This window comes from uncultured Pseudokineococcus sp., from assembly GCF_947499845.1.
Lineage (GTDB): Bacteria > Actinomycetota > Actinomycetes > Actinomycetales > Quadrisphaeraceae > Pseudokineococcus.
The window spans coordinates 20,742-41,392 of record NZ_CANMPM010000022.1; the positions used below are offsets into that span (position 1 = coordinate 20,742).

The following is a 20,651-nucleotide window of genomic DNA, read 5'->3' on the forward strand; positions in this document are numbered from 1 at the left end:
CTCCGGCCGCCGCCCGCGGCCTGTGGACGAGCGCTGCGGGCGGTCGCCGCCCGCCGCCACGCTCGCCCGCATGCCGAACCCCTCGCAGCCCCCCGCCCCCTCTCCGTCGTCGCCCCACGGCCGCTCCGCCGGCGGTGGCCCGCCGGCCGTGCTGCGGGTCTCCGACCCGCGCGAGCTGCTGGCCCTGGTGCCGCACCAGCTCGGCTTCACCCCGCGGCGCAGCGTCGTGCTCGTGTGCCTGCGCGGCGAGCGCCGGCGCGTCGGCCTCGTCGTCCGGGCGGACCTGCCGGCGGTCGACGAGCGCGAGCGGCGCCTGCTCGCCGCGCACCGCGTCGAGGCCGACCTCGTCGACCGCCTGGGCGCCGTGGTCGACCGGCTCGTGGCGCTCGCGGTCCGCGACGGCGCCGCGGCCGTGGTGGCCGTCGTCTACGACGACCCGGCCGCTCCCGACCCGGGGGCTGCCGCTCCTGTCGCTCCTGACCCGGGGGCGACCCACCCGCTCCTCCCCGGGGCGGCGGCGTCCGGGGAGGACGCGCGCGACACGTCGGTGGCCGGGCTGGTCGAGGTCCTCCTCGGCGGTGCCTGCGCCACGGCGGGCGTCGCGCTGGCCGACGTCTGGTGGGTCGACGGGCACCGCTTCCGCTCCCTCGGCTGCCGCGAGGAGCGCTGCTGCCCGGCGGCCGGCGAGCCGCTGGAGGCGCTGGACGGCACGGTCGTCGCCGCGGAGATGGTCTCCCGCGGCTCCTCGCCCGCCGGCGCGCGCGAGAGCCTGCTCGACGACCTGCGGCCCGCGGGCGCCGAGGCGCGGCTCGACGCCGCCCGCAGCGCGGCCTCGGCCCGGCGCCGGGCGCGACGGGCCGCGGGGGAGCCCCCCCGCGCCGCCCGCGTGCGCGCCGAGGCCCTCGCGGGCCTGCGCGCCGCCGCCGAGGTCGAGCGGCTGGCCCACCTCGCCCGCGAGGAGGGCGGCCGCGGCGGCGGCGCCGACGAGCTCCACGACCCCGCGCTGCTGGGGCGCCTGGCCGCCGCCCTGCGCGACCCCTGGCTGCGGGACGCCCTCCTGGTGAGCCTCGTCCCCGGCGCGGGCGACCTGCCCGAGCAGCTCGTGCTCACCGGCCCGGACGAGCGCGCCGAGGCGCTGCTGGAGACCGTCGTCGGCGACCCGGGGGGCGCCCGCGAGCCGGACCCGGCGCTGCTCGAGCCCACCTGCGCCGTCCTGGCGGCCGTCGTGCGCCACCTGCCGGGCGCAGCGGGCGCCGACGCGCTGGCGGCCCTGGCGTGGGCCGCCTGGTGGAGCGGTGACGGCGCCCGCGCCGTCTCGTGCGCCGAGCGCGCGCTGGAGGCGAGGGCGGGGACGCCGATGGCCGAGCTCGTCCTCGACCTCGTGGACGCCGGGGCGGCGCCCGCCTGGGTGCGGGCGCGACGCGACGCGGAGGTGGCCGGCGGGGCGGACGGGTGACCTGCGGCCCGACCGCCCGCGCCGCCGGCGGTCCGCACGGTGGGACGCCGCGGCGGACGGTTGAGCGGCCCGAGGCGCCGCGGGTACCGTCGGCGCAGGTCATGAGTCCCAGCGCCAAGCCCCGGCTCGCTGGGCGGCAACCCTCCTCCGCGGTGGGGTGCCCCGGGTGATGACCTGGCCCGTCGGAGCCCGGCGGGCAAGCGCGGGCCGGCGAGCACGGCCCCGGGTCCCGAGGAGACGACCGTGGGCAGCACGTCGACCACCACCCGCAGCGGCGCCACGGCGGACGCCGGCGCCGAGCCCGCCCCGGTGCGGGCGGCGTCCCGGCCCGTGCCGGCGGCCCGCTCGTCCCGCCCCGCGGCTCCCGGCGCCACCGCGGACCCGGGCTCCCGCGCCGACCGGGCCCCCACCGACCAGGCCCCCGCCGACCGGGTCTCCACCGACCTTTCTCGCGCGACGGACGGGCCGGAGGGGGAGCCCGCGGTGCGCGCCCCAGGAGAGGTGGGGCCACCGCCGGCCTCGGGGGCCTGGCGCCCGGGCGACCCCGTCGGCGGACGCCGGTTCTGCGCCGTCGGCGACCTGCGCCTGGAGTCCGGCGAGGTCCTGCCCGACGTCGTCCTGGCCTACGAGACGTGGGGCGAGCCCGACGCCGACCGCGCCAACGTCGTCCTCGTCTGCCACGCCCTCACGGGGGACAGCCACGTCAGCGGTCCGGCGGGGGAGGGGCACCCCTCCCCGGGCTGGTGGGACGCGCTGGTCGGCCCGGGCCGGGCCCTGGACACGAGGCGCTGGTGCGTTGTCGCCGTCAACGTGCTGGGCGGCTGCCAGGGCAGCACCGGTCCGTCGTCGACCGCGCCCGACGGCCGGCCCTGGGGCAGCCGGTTCCCGGCCACGACTGTGCGCGACCAGGTGGCCGCCGAGGCGGCGCTGGCCGACGCCCTGGGGGTCCGCGCCTGGGCGCTCGTCCTGGGTGGCTCGATGGGCGGCATGCGGGCGCTCGAGTGGGCCGTCGACCGCCCCGAGCGGGTCCGTCGCCTCCTCGTCCTCGCCTCCTGCGCCGCGTCGAGCGCCGACCAGATCGCCTGGTCGGCGGCCCAGCTGGCCGCGGTCGAGGGCGACGCCGGCTGGGCGGGCGGCGACTACCACGGGGCTGCGGACGGCGAGGGCCCGCACCGCGGCCTCGGGGTCGCGCGGCGCATCGCCCACACGACCTACCGCAGCGCGGAGGAGCTCGGCGAGCGGTTCGGGCGGGCGGGGCAGCCGGGGGAGGACCCGTCCCGCGGCGGGCGCTACGCCGTCGAGTCCTATCTCGACCACCACGCCGACAAGCTGGTCCGGCGCTTCGACGCGGGCTCCTACGTCGTCCTCGTGCGGGCGATGAACGGCCACGACGTCGGGCGCGGCCGCGGCGGCGTCGCCGCGGCCCTGGGGCGCGTGACGGCGACGAGCACGGTCGCCGCGGTGAGCAGCGACCGCCTGTACCCGGTGCGCGACAGCGAGGTCCTCGCCGCCGCGCTGCCCGGGTCCCCGCCGGTCCGCGTCCTGGAGTCCCCGGCCGGCCACGACGGCTTCCTCGTCGAGGTCGAGGCCGTGGGCGAGCTCGTGCGCGAGCTGCTGGCCGCCCCGGGAGGGCCGACGGACCCGGCGCCCCGGCCGGCGGGCTAGGCGCCCGGGCGCCCGTCGGCGGCCCAGGACCGCAGGCCGTCCCAGGTCGTGGCGAGGCCCGGGTGCAGCGGCAGCGCCCCCACGTCCTCCAGGGCGACCCAGCGCACCTCGTCGGACTCGGCCGTCGCCGCGTGCGGTCGCACGTCCTCGGCCCCGCGCAGGCGGCCGAGCACGACGGTGTAGGTCCACCCCCCGAGGTCGGCGGTGACGCGGCGGTCGAGGACGTCGACGGCGCCCGCCGGGACGCCGGTCTCCTCCCACGCCTCGCGCAGGGCGCCGGCGACCGCGTCCTCGTGGCTGTCGACGGCCCCGCCGGGCAGCCCCCACGTGCCCCCCAGGTGCGTCCACCCGGCCCGCAGCTGCAGCAGGGCGTGGGTGCGCCCCGCCGGGGCGCCGCCGGCGCCGTCGGCCAGCAGCAGCAGGCCCGCGGCGCCGTGGAGGCCCCAGCGGCGGGCGCCCGAGGCCGTCCGCACCCACCCGTCCCCGTCGCCCACGCGGCCACGCTACGGCGCGGCCGACCGGGCGGCGGGCCGGGTCTCGTCCGGTAGCGTCCTCCGGGCGCCCTCGCGCGGGCCCGGACCGGCGGGCACCGCGCCCGCGGGGGCGGTGCCCGGAGGAGCCCGAGGGAGGCCGCATGAGCGTCGTCGTGGGTTTCGCGCCGACCCGGGAGGGCCGCGCCGCCCTCGCCGCGGGCCTGGCCGAGGCGGTCCGCCGCGGGTCGCGCGTGGTCGTCGTCGACAACCGGCGCGCCGACCCCGACGACCCGGACCCGCGCGCGACGAGCACCGCGGCCCTCGAGGCGCTGCGCCCCGAGGTGGAGGAGGCGCTCGGCGCGGACGCCGCCGCGCCCGCGTACGAGCTGCGTCCCCTGACGCCCGGAGCCGAGCCGTCCGCCGACCTGCTGGCCGTCGCGACCGACGCGGGCGCCGACGTCGTCGTCATCGGCCTGCGCCGGCGGACCCCGGTGGGCAAGCTCATCCTCGGCTCGGGCGCCCAGCGCATCCTCTTCGACGCCCCCTGCCCCGTCCTGGCGGTCAAGCCCTCCTGAGGCGCCCACCGCCCGGACGGGCGGCGACCACCCTCCGCGACGCGCAGGCCCCGACGGGCACGGCCCCCGGCCCCGGACGCGCTCCCGGGCGACGGCCCGTGACCGCGGGCCCCGGTGCCCCCCGGCCGGCCCCGAGCACCGCGCGCGCTGTGCGACGATGGGGACTTGCGAACGACCTGTCTCGCCATGCCCGAAAACGACGCGCCCACCGGGGCATGGATCGGGGCGGGTGCTCGTTGACCACCTCGTCATCCCGTCCCCGCCTTCTCCCGGGCGTCGCCGCCGTCCCACCCGCCGGTGGTCCCGCCGCCCCGCTCGTCCACCTCGACGAAAGGCAGTCCGTGTCGTCGGTCCCCAGCCCCAGCACCGCCCAGCAGCTCCCCGCCGAGTTCTCCCACCCGCAGCTCCAGGAGCTCCTCAGCTCCGGGCGCGCCTCCGGCAGCGTGACGGCCAGCAGCCTCCGCACCGCCTGCGAGAGCGCCGAGGTGCCCATGTCCCGCATGAAGTCGGTGCTGCGCGCCCTGGACGAGGCGTCCGTGTCCGTCGTCGTGGACGACCCCCAGCCCGTCGCGAAGCGCGCCAAGCGCACCGCCGCGGCGACGAGGACCCGGGCGGCGACGACCGTGGCGGCGCAGCCGGCCGAGGCGCCCGAGGCGGACGGCGAGCCGGCGGCGCCCGCGGCCCCGGCCCGCAAGGCCCCCGCGCGCAAGAAGGCCGCGCCGGCCGCCGGGGCGGCGGGCGCGAAGACCACGACGTCGAAGAGCACCACGACGAAGAGCGCCGGCGCGAAGACCGCCGCGAGCGGGTCGAAGACTTCGGCGAAGGGCTCGCGCGGCGGGAGCGCGGACGAGGGCCCGACCGACGTCGCGACGCCGGACGTCGCCGACACCCTCGCCGACGAGGACGCGCAGGCGCGCCCGACGGTCGCCGAGACCGACGCGGCGGACGCCCCCGCCACCGAGGGCAAGGGCGACTCCTTCGTCCTGCGCGACGACGACGACGAGGACGCCCCCGCGGTCCAGGTCGTCACGGCGGGCGCCACGGCCGACCCGGTCAAGGACTACCTCAAGCAGATCGGCAAGGTCGCCCTCCTCAACGCCGAGCAGGAGGTCGAGCTGGCCAAGCGCATCGAGGCGGGCCTCTTCGCCGAGGAGCGCATGACCTCGGGCGAGGTCACCGACGCGCGCTACCACCGCGAGCTGCAGTGGATCGCCCACGACGGCCGCCGCGCGAAGAACCACCTGCTCGAGGCCAACCTGCGCCTCGTCGTCTCGCTCGCCAAGCGCTACACGGGCCGCGGCATGCTCTTCCTGGACCTCATCCAGGAGGGCAACCTCGGCCTCATCCGCGCGGTCGAGAAGTTCGACTACACCAAGGGCTACAAGTTCTCGACCTACGCGACGTGGTGGATCCGCCAGGCCATCACCCGCGCCATGGCGGACCAGGCGCGGACCATCCGCATCCCGGTCCACATGGTCGAGGTCATCAACAAGCTGGCCCGCGTCCAGCGGCAGATGCTGCAGGACCTGGGCCGCGAGCCCACGCCCGAGGAGCTCGCCAAGGAGCTGGACATGACGCCCGAGAAGGTCGTCGAGGTCCAGAAGTACGGCCGCGAGCCCATCTCGCTGTCGACCCCCCTGGGTGAGGACGGCGACAGCGAGTTCGGCGACCTCATCGAGGACTCCGAGGCCGTCGTCCCGGCGGACGCCGTGTCCTTCACGCTGCTGCAGGAGCAGCTGCACTCGGTGCTCGACACGCTGTCCGAGCGGGAGGCCGGGGTCGTGTCCATGCGCTTCGGCCTGACCGACGGCCAGCCGAAGACGCTGGACGAGATCGGCAAGGTGTACGGCGTCACGCGCGAGCGCATCCGCCAGATCGAGTCCAAGACGATGTCCAAGCTGCGCCACCCCTCGCGCAGCCAGGTCCTGCGCGACTACCTGGACTGATCGCCCGCCGGCAGCACGACGACGGCCCCGTCGCTCCGCGAGGAGCGACGGGGCCGTCGTCGTCCGTGGGCGGTTCGACGGGCCGCTCCGCTAGGAGGTGCCCGCGCCCAGCGCGCCGAGCGGCGCGGCGGCGGTGCCGCTCTCCTCGCAGACCCAGTGCGGGTCGGGGCCGAGGTCGGGCAGCACGTGGAGGACGTGCGGCTGCACGTCGTCGCCCGCGTGGGGGAAGGGGCACGGCGGCCACGCCAGGCCCGAGCCGTCCCGGAGGGCTTCCTGCACGTCCTGGGCCACCTGGCCGGCGACGTGCTCGGCGCCGCCCGGCCACGCGTCGAGCCACCAGCGCCGCTCGCGGACGCAGGCGTCGACGACGTCCACGTGCGCGGCCGAGCCGAGGCCGGCGGCGGACAGGTCGTGGACGACGCGGGCGCGCGCCTCGAGGAGGGCCGGGTGCGTCGCAGGCCCGGGCGCCGGGGGGCCGGGGGAGGGGCCGTCGTCGGGGGCGCCGTCGTCGCTCACGGGAGCCACCACAGCACGGCCGTGAACCACAGGACGGCCGACACGAGGACGGCCGCCAGCTCGATGAGCAGGGCGACGCCGGCGGCCCGCAGCCCCGTCCTCGTGCTGCGCCACGCCGTCGCGGCGTCGGGCTGGCGGTGCCGCTCGGCGAGGTAGAGGCCGCCGAGGAAGCCGAGGACGAGCCCGAGCACGGGGACGACGAAGAAGCCGACGACGCCCGCCAGCCCCCCGATGACCAGGGAGCGGTTGGGCACGCCCGCCCGCTTGAGCGAGACGCCGGCGGTGAGGTACTCGAGCAGCTGGCCCGCCGCCAGCACGACGACGACGCCGACGAGGACCCACCACGCGGCGCCGCCCGTGACGAGCGCCCAGACGAGCACCGACGCCGCGACGAGCAGGCCGCCGGGGAGCACGGGCACGACCGTCCCGAGGACGCCGAGCACGACGCCGACGCCGGCGAGGACGGTCACCGTGCTCGCGAAGCCGTCGAGCACCTCACCCACGGCGCCGCCCGGGAGCGCCGCCGCGACCCGTCACCGGACGCACGACGGCCGCCGTCCCGGTCGGGGACGGCGGCCGTCGGAGCGCCACGAGGTCAGGGTCGCGCGGGGGTCAGAGGTGGGTCGAGGGCTCAGGAGCCCGCGAGGCGCGAGGACTCGTCGACGATGTCGGCCCCCGACTCGCGGAGGCGCCCTTCGTGCTCGCGCCCGTGGTGGTTGCAGAAGTACAGCTCGCCGCCGGAGGGCATCCGGACGAGCAGGTAGGCCTGGGCTCCGCACCGGTCGCAGCGGTCGGCCGCGGTGAGGTGCTCTGTCGCGAGGGTGGCGGTCACGTCGTCCTTCCCAGGGGCTCTCGGTCGTTCCGTGGTTCACCGACTCCAACATCGAACCACGGCCTGCCGTTCCCCCATCGGTCGGACGGGGCCGTTCGCTGACGGAGGAACACCGCGACGCCCCCCGGGCGCCAGCCCCCTCACCCGTCCGGACCAGCCGGCGACCGGCTCGGCTCCACCGCGCCGTCGGGGGCGCCGTCTAGCCTGGTCGCGTGGCACAGCAGACGTCCGCGCCCGCCCGACCGGCCGCGCCCCGCCGGTCGACCGAGCGCGTCGTGCGCGCGGGGGACCGCGACGACGCGTACACCGCACGGCACCTGTCGGTCCTCGAGGGCCTCGAGGCCGTGCGCAAGCGACCGGGCATGTACATCGGCTCCACCGACGCGCGCGGCCTCATGCACTGCCTGTGGGAGGTCATCGACAACGCCGTCGACGAGGCCCTGGGTGGCCACGCCACGCGCATCGACGTCGTCCTGCACGCCGACGGGTCCGTCGAGGTCCGCGACGACGGCCGCGGCATCCCCGTCGACGCCGAGCCGAAGACGGGCCTGTCCGGGGTCGAGGTCGTCTTCACGAAGCTGCACGCGGGCGGGAAGTTCGGCGGGGGCTCGTACGCGGCCTCCGGCGGCCTCCACGGGGTCGGCGCGTCGGTCGTCAACGCGCTGTCCGCCCGCCTCGACGTCGAGGTGGACCGCGGCGGCCGCACGCACGCGATGAGCTTCCGGCGCGGTGAGCCCGGCGTCTTCGACGACGCCGGCGGCGCCCCGAGCGCCTCCTCGCCGTTCGCGCCCTTCACCGACTCCTCCGAGCTCGCGGTGCGCGGGCGCACCCGCAGGGGCGCCAGCGGCACGCGCATCCGCTACTGGGCCGACCCGCAGGTCTTCCTGCCCGACGCCGCCTTCGCCTACGACGAGCTCGTGGCCCGCGCCCGGCAGACGGCGTTCCTCGTGCCGGGCCTGCACCTCGTCCTCGTCGACGAGCGGGAGGGCCGCCGCGGCGAGGGCGGGGAGCCGAGGGTCGAGGAGTTCCGCTTCGACGGCGGCATCACCGAGTTCGCCGACCACCTCGCCACCGACCCGCCGGTCAGCGACGTGTGGCGGCTGCAGGGCAGCGGCCGCTTCACCGAGACGGTGCCCGTCCTCGACGCCATGGGGCACCTGGAGCCCACCGAGGTCGAGCGCGAGTGCGTCGTCGACGTCGCGCTCCGGTGGGGGACCGGCTACGACACGACGGTCCGCAGCTTCGTCAACATCATCGCCACCCCCAAGGGCGGCACCCACCTCGCGGGCTTCGAGGCGGCGCTGCAGAAGGTGCTGCGCAAGGCCATCGAGGAGAACGCCCGCAAGCTCAAGGTGAGCTTCTCCGGCAAGCCCGGAGGCGACAAGCTCGAGCGCGACGACGTCATGGCGGGCCTCACGGCGGTGCTCACCGTCCGCCTCGCCGAGCCGCAGTTCGAGGGGCAGACGAAGGAGGTGCTCGGCACGTCGGCGGTCCGCGGCATCGTGGCCCGCACGGTGGAGAAGGAGCTCACGGCCCGGCTGGCGTCGACGCGCCGCGAGGAGAAGGCGCAGTCGGCGGCCGTGCTCGAGAAGGTCGTCTCGGAGATGAAGTCGCGCATCAGCGCGCGGATGCACCGGGAGACCCAGCGGCGCAAGAGCGCCCTCGAGAGCTCGTCGCTGCCGCCCAAGCTCAAGGACTGCCGCAGCAGCGACGCCGACCGCACCGAGCTCTTCATCGTCGAGGGCGACAGCGCCCTCGGCACGGGGATGCGCGCCCGGCAGAGCGAGTACCAGGCGCTGCTGCCCATCCGCGGCAAGATCCTCAACGTCCAGAAGGCGTCGCTGGCCGACATGCTCGGCAACGCCGAGTGCGCGGCCATCCTGCAGGTCATCGGGGCCGGGTCGGGGCGCTCCTTCGACCTCGAGGCGGCGCGCTACGGGCGGGTCATCGTCATGACCGACGCCGACGTCGACGGCGCCCACATCCGCACGCTGCTGCTCACGCTGTTCTTCCGCTACATGCGCCCCCTCGTGGAGGCGGGCCGCGTCTTCGCCGCCGTCCCGCCGCTGCACCGGGTGGAGGTCCTCGGCGCCGGCCGCCGCCCGGCGGAGATCGTCTACACCTACTCCGAGGCCGAGCTGGCGAGCCTGCTGCGCGACCTCGAGAAGAAGGGGCGCCGCTGGAAGCCGGGCATCCAGCGCTACAAGGGCCTCGGCGAGATGGACGCCGACCAGCTGGCGGAGACGACGATGGACCCGACCCGGCGCACCCTGCGGCGGGTGCGCATCGAGGACGCCGCCGCGGCCGAGCGGGTCTTCGAGCTGCTCATGGGCGGGGAGGTCGCGCCGCGGCGCGACTTCATCGTCGAGGGCGCCGCCGACCTGGACCGCGAGCGCATCGACGCCTGAGCCGGGCGGCCCCCGAGCCACGACGCCCCGACCACGGCGCGGGGGCTAGGCAGGGGAGCCGGCAGCGAGGACGATCCCGGCGCATGACGGCGCACGGGGCGGCAGCGAGCAGGCAGGACGGCGACGGCCAGCTCCGCCGGGTCATGGGCCCCGGCCTCCTCCTGCTCTTCATCGTCGGGGACGTGCTCGGCACGGGGGTCTACGCCCTCACGGGCCAGGTCGCGGCGGAGGTCGGAGGGGCTGCGTGGGCGCCCTTCCTCGTCGCCTTCCTCGTGGCCATGCTCACGGCGGCGAGCTACCTCGAGCTCGTCACGAAGTTCCCCCAGGCGGCCGGGGCGGCCCTGTACACGCACAAGGCCTTCGGCGTGCACTTCCTCACCTTCGTCGTCGCCTTCACCGTCATGGCGTCCGGCATCACCTCGGCCTCGACGGCGGCGCGGGCCTTCGCGGCGAACTTCGCCGAGGGCTTCTCCCTGTCGTTGGGCGAGGGCGTCGGCGTCACCGTCGTGGCGCTCGCCTTCATCCTCCTGGTCGCGGCCGTGAACTTCCGCGGCGTGGGCGAGAGCGTCAAGGCGAACGTCGTCCTGACCCTCGTGGAGCTGACGGGGCTGCTCTTCATCATCGCCGTGGGCGCCGTCGCCCTCGGTGGCGGCGAGGGCGACCTCTCGCGGGTGACGGAGTTCGAGACGGGCTCGGGCGGCGTCTTCGGGTCGGTCACCACCGCCACGGCGCTGGCCTTCTTCGCCATGGTCGGCTTCGAGGACTCGGTCAACATGGCCGAGGAGACCCGCGACCCGGTGAGGATCTTCCCGCGCGTCATGCTGATCGGCTTGGCGGTCACGGGCCTCATCTACGTGCTCGTCTCCATCTCGGCGGTCGCCCTCGTGCCCGTCGAGCAGCTCGGCGAGGGCGACACCCCCCTCCTGCAGGTGGTCCAGGCCGGCGCCCCCGGCTTCCCGCTCGGGATCTTCGCCTTCGTCACGATGTTCGCGGTCGCCAACTCGGCCCTCATCAACATGCTCATGGCCTCGCGCCTCATGTACGGCATGTCGCGCCAGGCCGTCATCCCGGCCGTCTTCGGCCGCGTGCACGCCGGGCTCCGCTCCCCCTGGGTCGCGATCCTCGTGACCACCGGCATGGCCGTGGCCCTCATCACCGTGGTCGGCCGCGTGCCCGCCCTCGGCGGGACCACGGCCCTGCTGCTCCTCTGCGTCTTCGCCGTCGTGAACGTCGCGGTGCTCGTGCTGCGCAAGGAGCCCGTGTCGCACCGGCACTTCCGCACCCCCACGGCGCTCCCCGTGCTCGGGGCGCTGGCCTGCGCCTTCCTGGCCAGCCCGCTCGTCGAGCGGGACCCGGCCCAGTACCGCACCGCGGGGGTGCTGCTGGCCCTCGGCGTGCTCCTCTGGGTCGTGGCCGCCGCCTTCAACAAGCGCCGCTACGGCACCGCCACGCTGGCGCGCGACCCCGCGCTGCTCAAGCGCGGACCCGGCGAGGACGCCGGGCCCCGCCGACCGGGCGACTGAGCGACCGGGGAGCCCGGCGACCGGGGCCGGACGAGGCCACCGGACTCGGGGCGGAGGACGGGGACGACGTCCGGCGGACCCGCCTCAGCCGACCCGGCCGGCGACGCCGACGACGGCCTGGGGCAGCGGGGTCCCGGAGCTGTCGCGGCGCCCCTGCTCCGCCGGCAGCGGCACGGCCGCCCCGGTCGCGGCGCCCGCGGCCACCGGCCCGGCGCCGACGAAGGCGACGAGCAGCGCGTCCTCGCCCCGCAGGAAGCGGTGGCAGCGGACGCCGCCGGTCGCGCGGCCCTTGGCGGGGTACTCCGCGAAGGGCGTCACCTTCGCCGTGCCCGCCTGCGTGCCGGGCAGGGCGCCCGCCGAGCCGGCCACCGTCACCACGGCCGCGGCGTCCTCGGCGCCCTGCGCCACGGCCCCGAGGTGCAGCACCCGGGCGCCGGGCGCGAGGCGCACGCCCGCGACGCCACCGGCGGCGCGGCCCTGCGGCCGGACGGACGCGGCCGGGAAGCGGAGCAGCTGGGCGTCGCTGGTGACGAGCACGAGGTCCCGGTCGTCGTCGGGCAGGTCGAGCGCGCCGACGACCTCGTCGCCGTCCTTGAGGGCGACGACGGGGAAGTCCTCGCGGGCCGGGGCCTCGCCGGGGGCGACGCGCTTGACGACGCCGCCGGCCGTGGCGAGGGCCAGCCCGCCGGCGCCCTCGGGCACGTCGAGCCGGGCGAGGCCGACGACCCGCTCGCCGCGCTCGAGGGCGGTGGCGAAGTCGACGAGGGGCGCGCCGCCGGCGAGCGACGGCGGGCCCGCGGTCGGCGGGAGGGCGGGCACGTCGACGACGGGCAGGCGCAGCACGCGGCCGCGGCTCGTGACCGCGCCGACCTCGCCGCGGGCGGTGGTCGCCACGGCGGCGACGACGACGTCGTGGGCCGAGCGGTCGGCCCCCGGCAGGCCGGCGGGCTCGGGCGGCGGCGCCCCTCCGGCGCCGGCCCCGTCGCCGGCGCCGGAGGTCCGGGCGAGCAGGCCCGTGGCCGACAGCAGCAGCCAGCACGGGTCGTCGGGGACCTCGAGCGGCGTGGCGGGGCCCTTGCCCCGGGCTCCGCGGGCGGCGGGAGCGGCGGCGCCGGACGCCTCGAGGAGGACGGTGCGCCGCGGCGTCCCGTGCTCGCGGGCCACCTCCGCCAGCTCGTCGGAGACGACGCCGCGCAGCCGCGCCTCGTCGCCGAGGATCGTCTCGAGCTCGTCGATCGCCGCGCGCAGCTCGTCGCGGCGCGTCTGCAGCTCGAGCGTGGAGAAGCGCGTGAGGCGGCGCAGCTGCAGCTCGAGGATGTGGTCGGCCTGGGCCTGGCTCAGCTCGAAGACGGCCATGAGGCGCGAGCGGGCGGCCGCGGCGTCGTCGCTGGAGCGGATGACGGCGATGACCTCGTCGATGTCGGCGACGGCGACGAGCAGGCCCTCGACGAGGTGCAGGCGCTCGGTCGCCCGCTGCAGCCGGTACCGGCTGCGGCGGCGCACGACGTCGAGCCGGTGGTCGACGTAGACGGACAGCAGGTCCCGCAGCCCCAGGGTGCGGGGCTGGCCCTCGACGAGGCAGACGTTGTTGACGCCGAAGGAGTCCTCCATCGGCGTCAGGCGGTAGAGCTGCTCGAGGACGGCGTCGGGGTCGAAGCCGGACTTCACCTCGACGACGAGGCGCAGCCCGCTCTCGCGGTCCGTGAGGTCCTGGACGTCCGAGACGCCCTGCAGCTTGCGGGACTTCACGGCGTCGGCGATCTTCTCGACGACGCGCTCCGGGCCGACGCCGTAGGGCAGCTCGGTGACGACGATCCCCCGGCGGCGCGGGGTGGTCTGCTCGACGCGCGTGGTGGCCCGGGTCCGGAAGGTGCCCCGGCCCGTCGCGTAGGCCTCGCGCACGCCCTCCAGGCCGATGATCCGCCCGCCCGAGGGCAGGTCCGGCCCGGGCACGAAGCGGAGCAGGTCCTCGAGCGTCGCGCCCGGGTGCTCGATGAGGTGGCGGGCCGCGGCGACGACCTCGACGAGGTTGTGGGGCGGCATGTTCGTCGCCATGCCGACGGCGATGCCGCTGGCGCCGTTGACGAGCAGGTTGGGCAGCGCCGACGGCAGCACGCCGGGCTGCTGCAGCGAGCCGTCGTAGTTGGGGACGAGGTCGACGACCTCCTCGTCGAGGTCGGCCACCATGAGCGAGGCGGCGGCCGCCATGCGGGCCTCGGTGTACCGCGCCGCCGCCGGGCCGTCGTCGAGGGAGCCGAAGTTGCCGTGCCCGTCGACGAGGGGCAGCCGCAGGCTGAAGGGCTGGGCCATGCGGACGAGCGCGTCGTAGATGGCGGTGTCGCCGTGGGGGTGGAGCTTGCCCATGACCTCGCCGACGACGCGGCTGCACTTGACGTGCGCCCGCTCGGGCCGCAGGCCCATGTCGGACATCGCGTAGAGGATGCGGCGCTGGACCGGCTTGAGGCCGTCGCGCGCGTCCGGCAGCGCGCGGGCGTAGATGACGGAGTAGGCGTACTCGAGGAACGACCCCTCCATCTCGGCCGCGACGTCGATGTCGACGACGCGGCCCTCGCCCGGGGGCGGGCCGGCGGGGGCGGAGGTGCGGCGGGCCATGGCCCCATCTTCACGGACGCGGCGCGACGGTCGGGTGAGGCGCGGCCCGGGGGCCGCCCGGGACGCCGCTGCGCTGAGCCCGGTCGCCGAGGCTCAGCGCAGCGGCGTCCCGAACCGCCCGTCGTGGGCGACGTCCTCGAGGGGTCGCCGCCGCGAGGGCCGCGGCCCGTCCGGGGGTGGGCCGTCGGGGTGCGGGGCCGGCGTCCCCAGCGCCACCGCCATGACGGGCGTGCGGTCGGGCGGGACGCCGAAGGCCGCGCGGACGGCGTCGACGCGCGCGGTCGGCACGCCGAAGGGGCAGGCGCCCAGGCCGGCGTCCTCGGCACCGAGCAGGAGCAGCGCCACGGCCATGCCCGTGTCCACGTGCCAGTACGGCACGGGCCAGCGGGCGGCGAGGTCGACGGGGGCGTGGTCACCGGAGGCCTTGTCCGCCAGCGCGTACCGCTCGCGGTAGGCCTCCTCGCGGCTCCAGGCGACGACGAGGGCCGGGGCGGTGCGCAGCCCCCGCAGCCAGCGGTCGGGCGCCCGCCCGGCCTCGGTCGTCACCTCCCAGTACCGGGCGACGTCGCGGGACCGGCTGAGCGCGAGGAAGTCCCAGCCCTGGGAGGCGCCGGCGCTCGGCGCCCGGGAGGCCAGGTCCACGAGGTCGTGCAGGACCGCCCGCGGGACGGGCGCCGCGGGGTCGAAGGACCGCTGGGCCCGGCGGGCGCGGACGGCGTCGGGCACGTGCACCCGCGGAGTCTCCTCGCTGCGCCCGGTCGGTGCCGTCCCCGGTCGGTGTCGATTCCCGTCGGTACGCTCGGTCGTCGTGGACGAGGCCGTGGAGGAGGCGCCGGGCTACCCGCGCCACTGGGAGGCCGACGTCCTCCTGCGCGACGGGGGCACCGCCCACCTGCGGCCCATCACCCCGGCGGACGCGGAGGCGCTGCAGCGCTTCCACGTGGCGCAGTCGCCCGAGTCGGTCTACCTGCGCTTCTTCTCCGCGATGCCGCGCCTGTCGGAGCGGGACCTGCGGCGCTTCACCCGCGTCGACCACGTGGACCGCGTGGCCCTCGTCGCCACCATCGGCGACGACATCGTCGGCATCGGGCGCTTCGACCGCCTGGACGAGGGCGACGGCGGGCGGGCCACCGCGGAGGTGGCGTTCAACATCGCCGACGCCCACCAGGGGCGGGGCCTCGGCTCCGTGCTCCTCGAGCACCTCGCCGCGGCGGCGCGGGAGCGGGGCGTGCACCGGTTCGTCGCCGAGGTCCTCCCGCAGAACCGGCGCATGACGAGCGTCTTCCGGGACGCCGGGTACGAGGTCACCCACGCCTACGACGACGGCGTCGTGACCCTCGGCTTCGACATCGACCCGACCGAGCGGTCGCTCGCGGTGACGTCGGCGCGCGAGCACCGCGCCGAGGCGAGCAGCCTCGAGGCGCTCCTGACGCCCCGGTCGGTCGCCGTCGTGGGCGCCAGCCCGCGCCCCGGCTCCGTCGGGGGCGTCCTGCTGCAGGACCTCGTCCGCGGCGGCTACACCGGGCGCCTGCACGCCGTGCACCCGGAGGCCGTCGAGGTGGACGGCGTCCGCGCCTCGGCGAGCCTGCAGGTCCTGCCCGAGCCGGTGGACCTCGTCGTCGTGGCCGTGCCGGCGGAGTCCGTGCTCGAGGTCGTCCGCGACGCGGCCCGGGTCAGCGCCCGCGGCGTCGTCGTCGTCTCCAGCGGGTTCGCGGAGACCGGGCCGGCGGGCCTGGAGCGCCAGCGCGCGCTCGTGCGGCTCGCCCGCGCCAACGGCATGCGCGTCGTCGGCCCGAACTCCTTCGGGCTCATCAGCACCGCACCGGACCTGCGGCTCAACGCCTCCCTGGCGCCCGACCTCCCGCCGGAGGGCGCGCTCGGCCTCTTCAGCCAGTCCGGCGCCCTCGGCGTCGCCGTCCTGTCCTCCGCTGCGCGGCGGGGCCTCGGCGTCTCCAGCTTCGTGTCGGCGGGCAACCGGGCCGACGTCTCGGGCAACGACCTCATGCAGTTCTGGGAGGAGGACCCGCGCACCCGCGTCGTGGGGCTCTACCTCGAGAGCGTCGGCAACCCGCGCAAGTTCTCGCGCGTCGCCCGGCGGCTCGCGCGCTCCAAGCCCGTCGTCGTCGTGAAGTCCGGCACGACGGGCGGCGCGCCCCCCGGCCACGCGGTGCGCACCAGCCGCGCCCCCGCCGCGGCCCTCGACGCGATGCTCCGCCAGGCCGGCGTCATCCGGGTGGAGACGATCCACCAGCTCTTCGACACGGCCCAGCTGCTCGTCGCCCAGCCGCTGCCCGAGGGGCAGCGGGTGGCGGTGGTGGGCAACTCGGCGGCGCTGGGGGCGCTCGCGGCCGGAGCGCTGGAGAGCTGGGGCCTCGAGGTCCCGGAGCCGCCCCTGTCCGTCCACCCCGAGGCCGACGCCGACGAGTGCGCCCGGGCCGTCGAGGAGGTCTTCGCCCGCCCGGGCGTCGACGCCGTCGTCGCCTGCTTCGCCCCGCCGCTCGGCGTCGTCGACACGGGTGTGGCCCGGGCGCTCGCCCGCACCGCCGCGGCCTCCGACCGCACGACGGTCGCCTGCTTCCTCGGCATGCACGGGGTGGAGGAGGCGCTCTCGGCGCCGGGAGCCGACGGGCGGCCGCGGGTCGTGCCCGCCTACCCGAGCCCCGAGGACGCGGTGCGCGCGCTCGTCTCCGCCGTGCGCTACGCCCAGTGGCGGCAGCGCGACCCGGGACCCCGCGTGGCCCCCGAGGGCGTCGACGCCGACGCCGCCCGCGCCGTGGTGGAGGACGCCCTCGCCGGCCTGCCCGCCGACGACGACGGGCGCGTGGCCCTCGAGCTGGGCCCCGCGGCGGCCGGGCGGCTGCTCGCCTGCTACGGCATCGCGCTGCAGCCCTCGCGGGTCGTCGTCGACGTCGAGGAGGCGCTCGCGGCCGCCGACGACGTCGGGTACCCGCTGGCGCTGCGCTTCGCCGACCGCGAGCTGCGCCGCCGCCGCGACCTCGGCGGCATGCGCACCGACATCGCGAGCCCGGCCGAGCTGCGGGCCGACTGGGCGGCCCTGACGTCCCAGCCGGGCGTCGAGGGGCGGCCGGTCCTCGTGCAGGCGATGGCGCCGCCCGGCTCGGCCGTGACGGTGAGCACGATGGAGGACGAGCTCTTCGGCCCCGTCGTGTCCTTCGGGCTGGCGGGGGACGCCTCCGAGCTGCTCGGCGACGTGGCCCACCGCATCCCGCCGCTGACGACGGGGGACGTGGCGGACCTCGTCCGCGGGGTCCGCGCGGCGCCGCGCCTCTTCGGCTACCGCGGCAGCCCGCGGCTCGACGTCGCGGCGCTCGAGGACCTGCTGGCGCGCGTCAGCGTCCTGGCCGACGACCTCCCCGAGCTCGCCGAGGTGGTCCTCAGCCCGGTGGTGGTCTCCCCGCAGGGCCTCAGCGTGCTGCTCGCCCGCGTGCGCCTCGAGCGCGCGGCGCGGAGGCGCACGGACACGGGCTCGCGGCGCGTCCTGCGCTGACGCGGGCCCCCGAGGCGCGCTGCGGGAGCGAGCCCGCGGCGATCAGGTGCCGAGGGCGCGGACCGGGACGCCGAGGCGCCGGAGCTCCTCGGGCGTCCTCGTCGTCAGCAGCCAGTCCCGGTGCACGGGGTCGGCGTGGGGCCGGTCGTGCTCGACGAGCGCGTCGTCGGTGACGAGCAGGGCCCGGTGGCCCAGTCCGGCGAGCGCGGCCTCGACCGCCGGGACGTCGGCGGCGGGCAGCAGCTCGAGCAGCAGGTCGGGGCGCGAGGCCTCCAGCAGGCGGCGGCCCGAGCGCAGGACCTCTCCCTCGGCGCCCTCGACGTCGATCTTGGCCACCGTGGGACCCGTCCCGCCGGGCGTCCGGTCGAGCAGGGCGTCGAGCGACGTCGTCGGCACGAGGACGCCGTCCGCGACCTCCTCGCCGGTCGAGAGGAAGTCCGGCAGCGCTGAGCCGCCGCGGCCCGAGGGGACGCGCAGGGTCCCTCCGTCCCGGCCGACCCCGGCGAGGTGGACCTCGACGTGCGGCAGGAGGTCGTTGGCCAGCAGGTTGTCGAGCAGGGCGACGGCGTTCGCGGGCACGAGCTCGAAGGCGTGCACGCGCGCGGAGGGCTCGGCGAGGGCCGCCACGAGGGAGAAGACCCCGGTGTAGGCGCCGACGTCGAGGACCGTGCGCGCACCGGGGACGAGGCGGGCGAAGACCTCGAGGGCGAGCTGGTCGGCCGCGCCCGGGCGCCGGCCCCCGCCCCAGTGGAGCTCCTTGGCGACGACGCACCGGGCGGGGGACAGCATGGTGAACTCGTGGCCGGCGACGCGGCCCCGCACGCGCCGCACCGTCGCCGGGGCGGGGAGCCGGCTCGCCGCGGCCGTCCCGCTGCGACGCTCGACGACGGCGTGCAGCACCGGGGCGACGAGCGGCGCCGAGGCGGCGCGCTTCACGTGCTTCTTGGTGCCGTACCAGGAGCGGCGCCGGGCGCTGCGCGCCGCAGGTCCCGCCGTCACGACCGCGTCGTCGTCCACGCGCGCGACGGTAGCCGTGGCCGCCCCGGCGCGGGGCGCGGGAGCGTCGGCGGCGGGTGGCACGATGCGGGCCGTGCCCCCGTCGCGCCCGCCCCGCTCCTCCGGCTCCTCCGGCCGCACCCCCGCCGGTCGCCGGTCCTCCCCGGCGCCCGGCGACGCGCTGGCGCCCGACCTGCGGCGTGCGGTGGAGCACGCGGGCTACTACCCCGCGCTCGTCGCCGACGTCGTGGCGGTCGCCCTCGGCGGCGAGGAGGCGCGCGCCCACCTCGTGCACCAGGAGACGACCTTCGACGGCGAGGAGGTCCGCCGCCACGTCACGGTGGTCGTGCTGACCCCTTCCCGCCTCGTCGTCGCCCACGCCGACGACGGCACCGACCTCGTCGCCGAGGGCTCGGGGTCCCCGCGCGCGCACGCCGCCGCGGCGTCGACGGAGGCCGTGCCGCTGCAGCAGGTGCGCTCGGTGCTCCTGTCCCACGTGGTCCAGCGGCCCGACCTCTACCGGGCGGGCGACCCCGCCGCCGAGCTCACGGTGACGATCGGGTGGGGCTCCGTGCAGCGCCTGGACCTCGAGCCCGCCTCGTGCGCCGACCCGCAGTGCGACGCCGACCACGGCTACAGCGGCTCGCTGTCGAGCGACGACGTCGTCCTGCGCGTCAGCGCCGCCGCCGACGGCGCCGACGCCGTCGCCCGGGCCCTGCGCTTCGCCGCCGCCCTCTCGGCCGCCACGTCCACGGGGCCCGGCCCGGGACCGGCGTGAACGGGGGCCGGGGGAGCGGCCGGCCCGAGCCGTCGGGAGCGGGCGGCGCCGTCCGGCCGTCCACGGCCGGTGCCCTCGCGGACGTGCTGCCGGCCGCGGCCGCGGCGCTGGGCGCTCCTCTGCGTCCGCTGCCGGTCGAGCTGCCCGAGGCCCCCCGCGTCTGCGTCCTCCTCGTGGACGGCCTCGGGGACCGGCTCCTGCAGGCCGCCGGCCGCTCCGCCGGGTGGCTCGGGGAGCTGCGGTCCGGCGGGGCGCACGTCCTGAGCGCCGGGCACCCCTCCACGACGGCGACGTCGATGGGCTCCTTCGGGACGGGGCTGCTGCCCGGGGCGCACGGCCTCGTCGGCTACGAGGTGCTCGACCCCGACCGCGGGGTCCTGCTCAACGAGCTCGCCTGGGACCCGGCCGTCGACCCGCGGGCGTGGCAGCCCGCGCCGACGGTCTTCGAGCACCTCGGCGGGGCCGGCGTCGCGTGCGTGCAGGTGGGTCCGCCGCACTTCGCGGGCAGCGGCCTCACCGAGGCGGCCCTGCGGGGACCGCGCTACGTGGCCGCCCGCTCCCTGCAGGACCGGGTGGACGCCGCGGCCTCCGCGGTCCGCAGCGCCCCTCGGGCGCTCGTCTACGTCTACTGGGGCGACCTCGACAAGACCGGCCACGAGTCCGGGTGGCGCAGCGAGGCGTGGGAGCGCGAGCTCGCGGAGGTCGACCTCGCGGTGCGCCAGCTCGCGCGCCGCCTCCCCGCCGACGCGCTGCTCCTCGTCACGGCCGACCACGGGATGGTCGACGTCCCCCTCGGCGCCCGCCTCGACCTCGCCGAGGACGCCGACCTCGCCTACGGGGTCCCGCTGTCGGGCGGGGAGCCCCGGGCACCGATGCTCTACTGCGCGCCCGGTGAGGCGGACGCCGTCCTCGCCCGCTGGCGCGAGAGGCTCGGCCCGGACGCCCAGGTGCTCGCCCGTGACGAGGCCGTCGCCGCCGGCTGGTTCGGCCCCGTCGCCCCGCACGTCCTCCCGCGCATCGGCGACGTCGTCGTCTCCTGCGCGCCGGGCACCTCGGTGCACGACTCGCGGACCCAGCGCCCCCAGCTCAAGGGCCTGGTGGGGATGCACGGCGGGCGGACGGACGACGAGACGCACGTGCCGCTCCTCGTCGCCGGCCCGCGCGCCGACTGAGGAGCCGCACTGCAAGCCGTCTGCTCACTGGCGACGGCGCACGACGCGGCCGTCGTCCCACCTCGTCGCTCAGCTGCCCCGTTGACTGCGGGACGACGCGCGCCCGTCTGCCTGGAGGAGCTCAGAAGGGTGGTGGGCCTTCGCCCCAGCCGCCGTGGTCGGTGCCGTCGGGGTGGGTGGGCGTCGTCGT

16 protein-coding genes and 1 riboswitch are annotated in these 20,651 nt (G+C 77.5%); of the genes, 9 read left to right on the forward strand and 7 right to left on the reverse strand.

Annotated features, from left to right (window positions below; all coding sequences use genetic code 11):
- The first annotated feature begins 70 nt into the window (after positions 1-70).
- Positions 71-1,456 carry a DUF4192 family protein gene (locus Q0789_RS14995; protein ID WP_298806618.1) on the forward strand — a complete coding sequence of 462 codons (1,386 nt, stop codon included), beginning with the start codon at positions 71-73 and terminating at the stop codon, positions 1,454-1,456.
- A gap of 97 nt (positions 1,457-1,553) precedes the next feature.
- A riboswitch (SAM riboswitch) is annotated at positions 1,554-1,665 on the forward strand.
- Positions 1,666-1,957: 292 nt separating this feature from the next.
- Entirely contained in the window at positions 1,958-3,121 is a 1,164-nt protein-coding gene (locus Q0789_RS15000) for a homoserine O-acetyltransferase (RefSeq protein WP_363325950.1), read from the forward strand.
- On the opposite strand, the gene Q0789_RS15005 is transcribed toward Q0789_RS15000, so the two are convergent.
- Positions 3,118-3,615, reverse strand: coding sequence for an NUDIX domain-containing protein (locus Q0789_RS15005; RefSeq protein WP_298806621.1), 498 nt, complete (start codon positions 3,613-3,615; stop codon positions 3,118-3,120). The two genes, Q0789_RS15000 and Q0789_RS15005, sit on opposite strands and share 4 nt — an antisense overlap.
- A gap of 140 nt (positions 3,616-3,755) precedes the next feature.
- Between Q0789_RS15005 and Q0789_RS15010 the strand changes: the two genes are divergently transcribed.
- On the forward strand, positions 3,756-4,169 hold the full coding sequence (locus Q0789_RS15010; RefSeq protein ID WP_298806623.1) for a universal stress protein: 414 nt from the start codon (positions 3,756-3,758) through the stop codon (positions 4,167-4,169).
- Positions 4,170-4,510: 341 nt separating this feature from the next.
- Positions 4,511-6,115 carry an RNA polymerase sigma factor gene (locus Q0789_RS15015; protein WP_298806626.1) on the forward strand — a complete coding sequence of 535 codons (1,605 nt, stop codon included), beginning with the start codon at positions 4,511-4,513 and terminating at the stop codon, positions 6,113-6,115.
- Positions 6,116-6,205: 90 nt separating this feature from the next.
- Here Q0789_RS15015 and Q0789_RS15020 read toward each other — a convergent pair whose 3' ends face one another.
- The 3 genes from Q0789_RS15020 to Q0789_RS15030 form a co-directional block, all read right to left on the reverse strand.
- Positions 6,206-6,631, reverse strand: coding sequence for a hypothetical protein (locus tag Q0789_RS15020; RefSeq protein ID WP_298806628.1), 426 nt, complete (start codon positions 6,629-6,631; stop codon positions 6,206-6,208).
- Positions 6,628-7,134 carry a DUF456 domain-containing protein gene (locus tag Q0789_RS15025; RefSeq protein WP_298806630.1) on the reverse strand — a complete coding sequence of 169 codons (507 nt, stop codon included), beginning with the start codon at positions 7,132-7,134 and terminating at the stop codon, positions 6,628-6,630. The genes Q0789_RS15020 and Q0789_RS15025 overlap by 4 nt, the downstream gene beginning before the upstream one ends.
- Positions 7,135-7,262: 128 nt before the next feature.
- Positions 7,263-7,463 (reverse strand): hypothetical protein, encoded by a 201-nt coding sequence (locus tag Q0789_RS15030; protein WP_171203702.1) that lies wholly within the window; start codon positions 7,461-7,463, stop codon positions 7,263-7,265.
- 275 nt (positions 7,464-7,738) lie between these two features.
- On the opposite strand from Q0789_RS15030, the gene Q0789_RS15035 reads away from it, so the two are divergent.
- Positions 7,739-9,871 carry a DNA topoisomerase IV subunit B gene (locus Q0789_RS15035; RefSeq protein WP_366917751.1) on the forward strand — a complete coding sequence of 711 codons (2,133 nt, stop codon included), beginning with the start codon at positions 7,739-7,741 and terminating at the stop codon, positions 9,869-9,871.
- Between the two features lie 83 nt (positions 9,872-9,954).
- Complete coding sequence (locus tag Q0789_RS15040; RefSeq protein WP_298806637.1) at positions 9,955-11,394, forward strand: APC family permease; 1,440 nt, start codon at positions 9,955-9,957, stop codon at positions 11,392-11,394.
- An 84-nt stretch (positions 11,395-11,478) separates the two neighbouring features.
- Here Q0789_RS15040 and Q0789_RS15045 read toward each other — a convergent pair whose 3' ends face one another.
- Both Q0789_RS15045 and Q0789_RS15050 read right to left on the reverse strand, forming a co-directional pair.
- Entirely contained in the window at positions 11,479-14,007 is a 2,529-nt protein-coding gene (locus tag Q0789_RS15045) for a DNA topoisomerase IV subunit A (protein ID WP_298806639.1), read from the reverse strand.
- Between the two features lie 93 nt (positions 14,008-14,100).
- Positions 14,101-14,739, reverse strand: a complete 639-nt coding sequence (locus tag Q0789_RS15050) for a nitroreductase family protein (RefSeq protein WP_298806641.1) — start codon at positions 14,737-14,739, stop codon at positions 14,101-14,103.
- Between the two features lie 76 nt (positions 14,740-14,815).
- Between Q0789_RS15050 and Q0789_RS15055 the strand changes: the two genes are divergently transcribed.
- Positions 14,816-17,515 carry a GNAT family N-acetyltransferase gene (locus Q0789_RS15055; RefSeq protein WP_298806642.1) on the forward strand — a complete coding sequence of 900 codons (2,700 nt, stop codon included), beginning with the start codon at positions 14,816-14,818 and terminating at the stop codon, positions 17,513-17,515.
- Between the two features lie 42 nt (positions 17,516-17,557).
- Here Q0789_RS15055 and Q0789_RS15060 read toward each other — a convergent pair whose 3' ends face one another.
- Positions 17,558-18,532: an FkbM family methyltransferase gene (locus Q0789_RS15060; RefSeq protein ID WP_298806644.1), complete on the reverse strand. Its 975-nt coding sequence runs from the start codon at positions 18,530-18,532 to the stop codon at positions 17,558-17,560.
- A 160-nt stretch (positions 18,533-18,692) separates the two neighbouring features.
- Here Q0789_RS15060 and Q0789_RS15065 point away from each other — a divergent pair, with 160 nt between their 5' ends.
- Both Q0789_RS15065 and Q0789_RS15070 read left to right on the forward strand, forming a co-directional pair.
- A complete protein-coding gene (locus Q0789_RS15065; protein WP_366917752.1) occupies positions 18,693-19,289 on the forward strand; it encodes a DUF5998 family protein in 597 nt (198 codons plus the stop codon).
- Between the two features lie 83 nt (positions 19,290-19,372).
- Positions 19,373-20,461 (forward strand): alkaline phosphatase family protein, encoded by a 1,089-nt coding sequence (locus Q0789_RS15070; protein ID WP_298806650.1) that lies wholly within the window; start codon positions 19,373-19,375, stop codon positions 20,459-20,461.
- The last annotated feature ends 190 nt before the right edge of the window (positions 20,462-20,651 follow it).

Excerpts from the sequence above, each read along its gene's own strand:
- Q0789_RS14995 (WP_298806618.1), top strand. The coding sequence starts at position 71 with ATGCCGAACCCCTCGCAGCCCCCCGCCCCCTCTCCGTCGTCGCCCCAC.
- Q0789_RS15010 (WP_298806623.1), top strand. The coding sequence starts at position 3,756 with ATGAGCGTCGTCGTGGGTTTCGCGCCGACCCGGGAGGGCCGCGCCGCC.
- Q0789_RS15040 (WP_298806637.1), top strand. The coding sequence starts at position 9,955 with ATGACGGCGCACGGGGCGGCAGCGAGCAGGCAGGACGGCGACGGCCAG.
- Q0789_RS15045 (WP_298806639.1), bottom strand. The coding sequence starts at position 14,007 with ATGGCCCGCCGCACCTCCGCCCCCGCCGGCCCGCCCCCGGGCGAGGGC.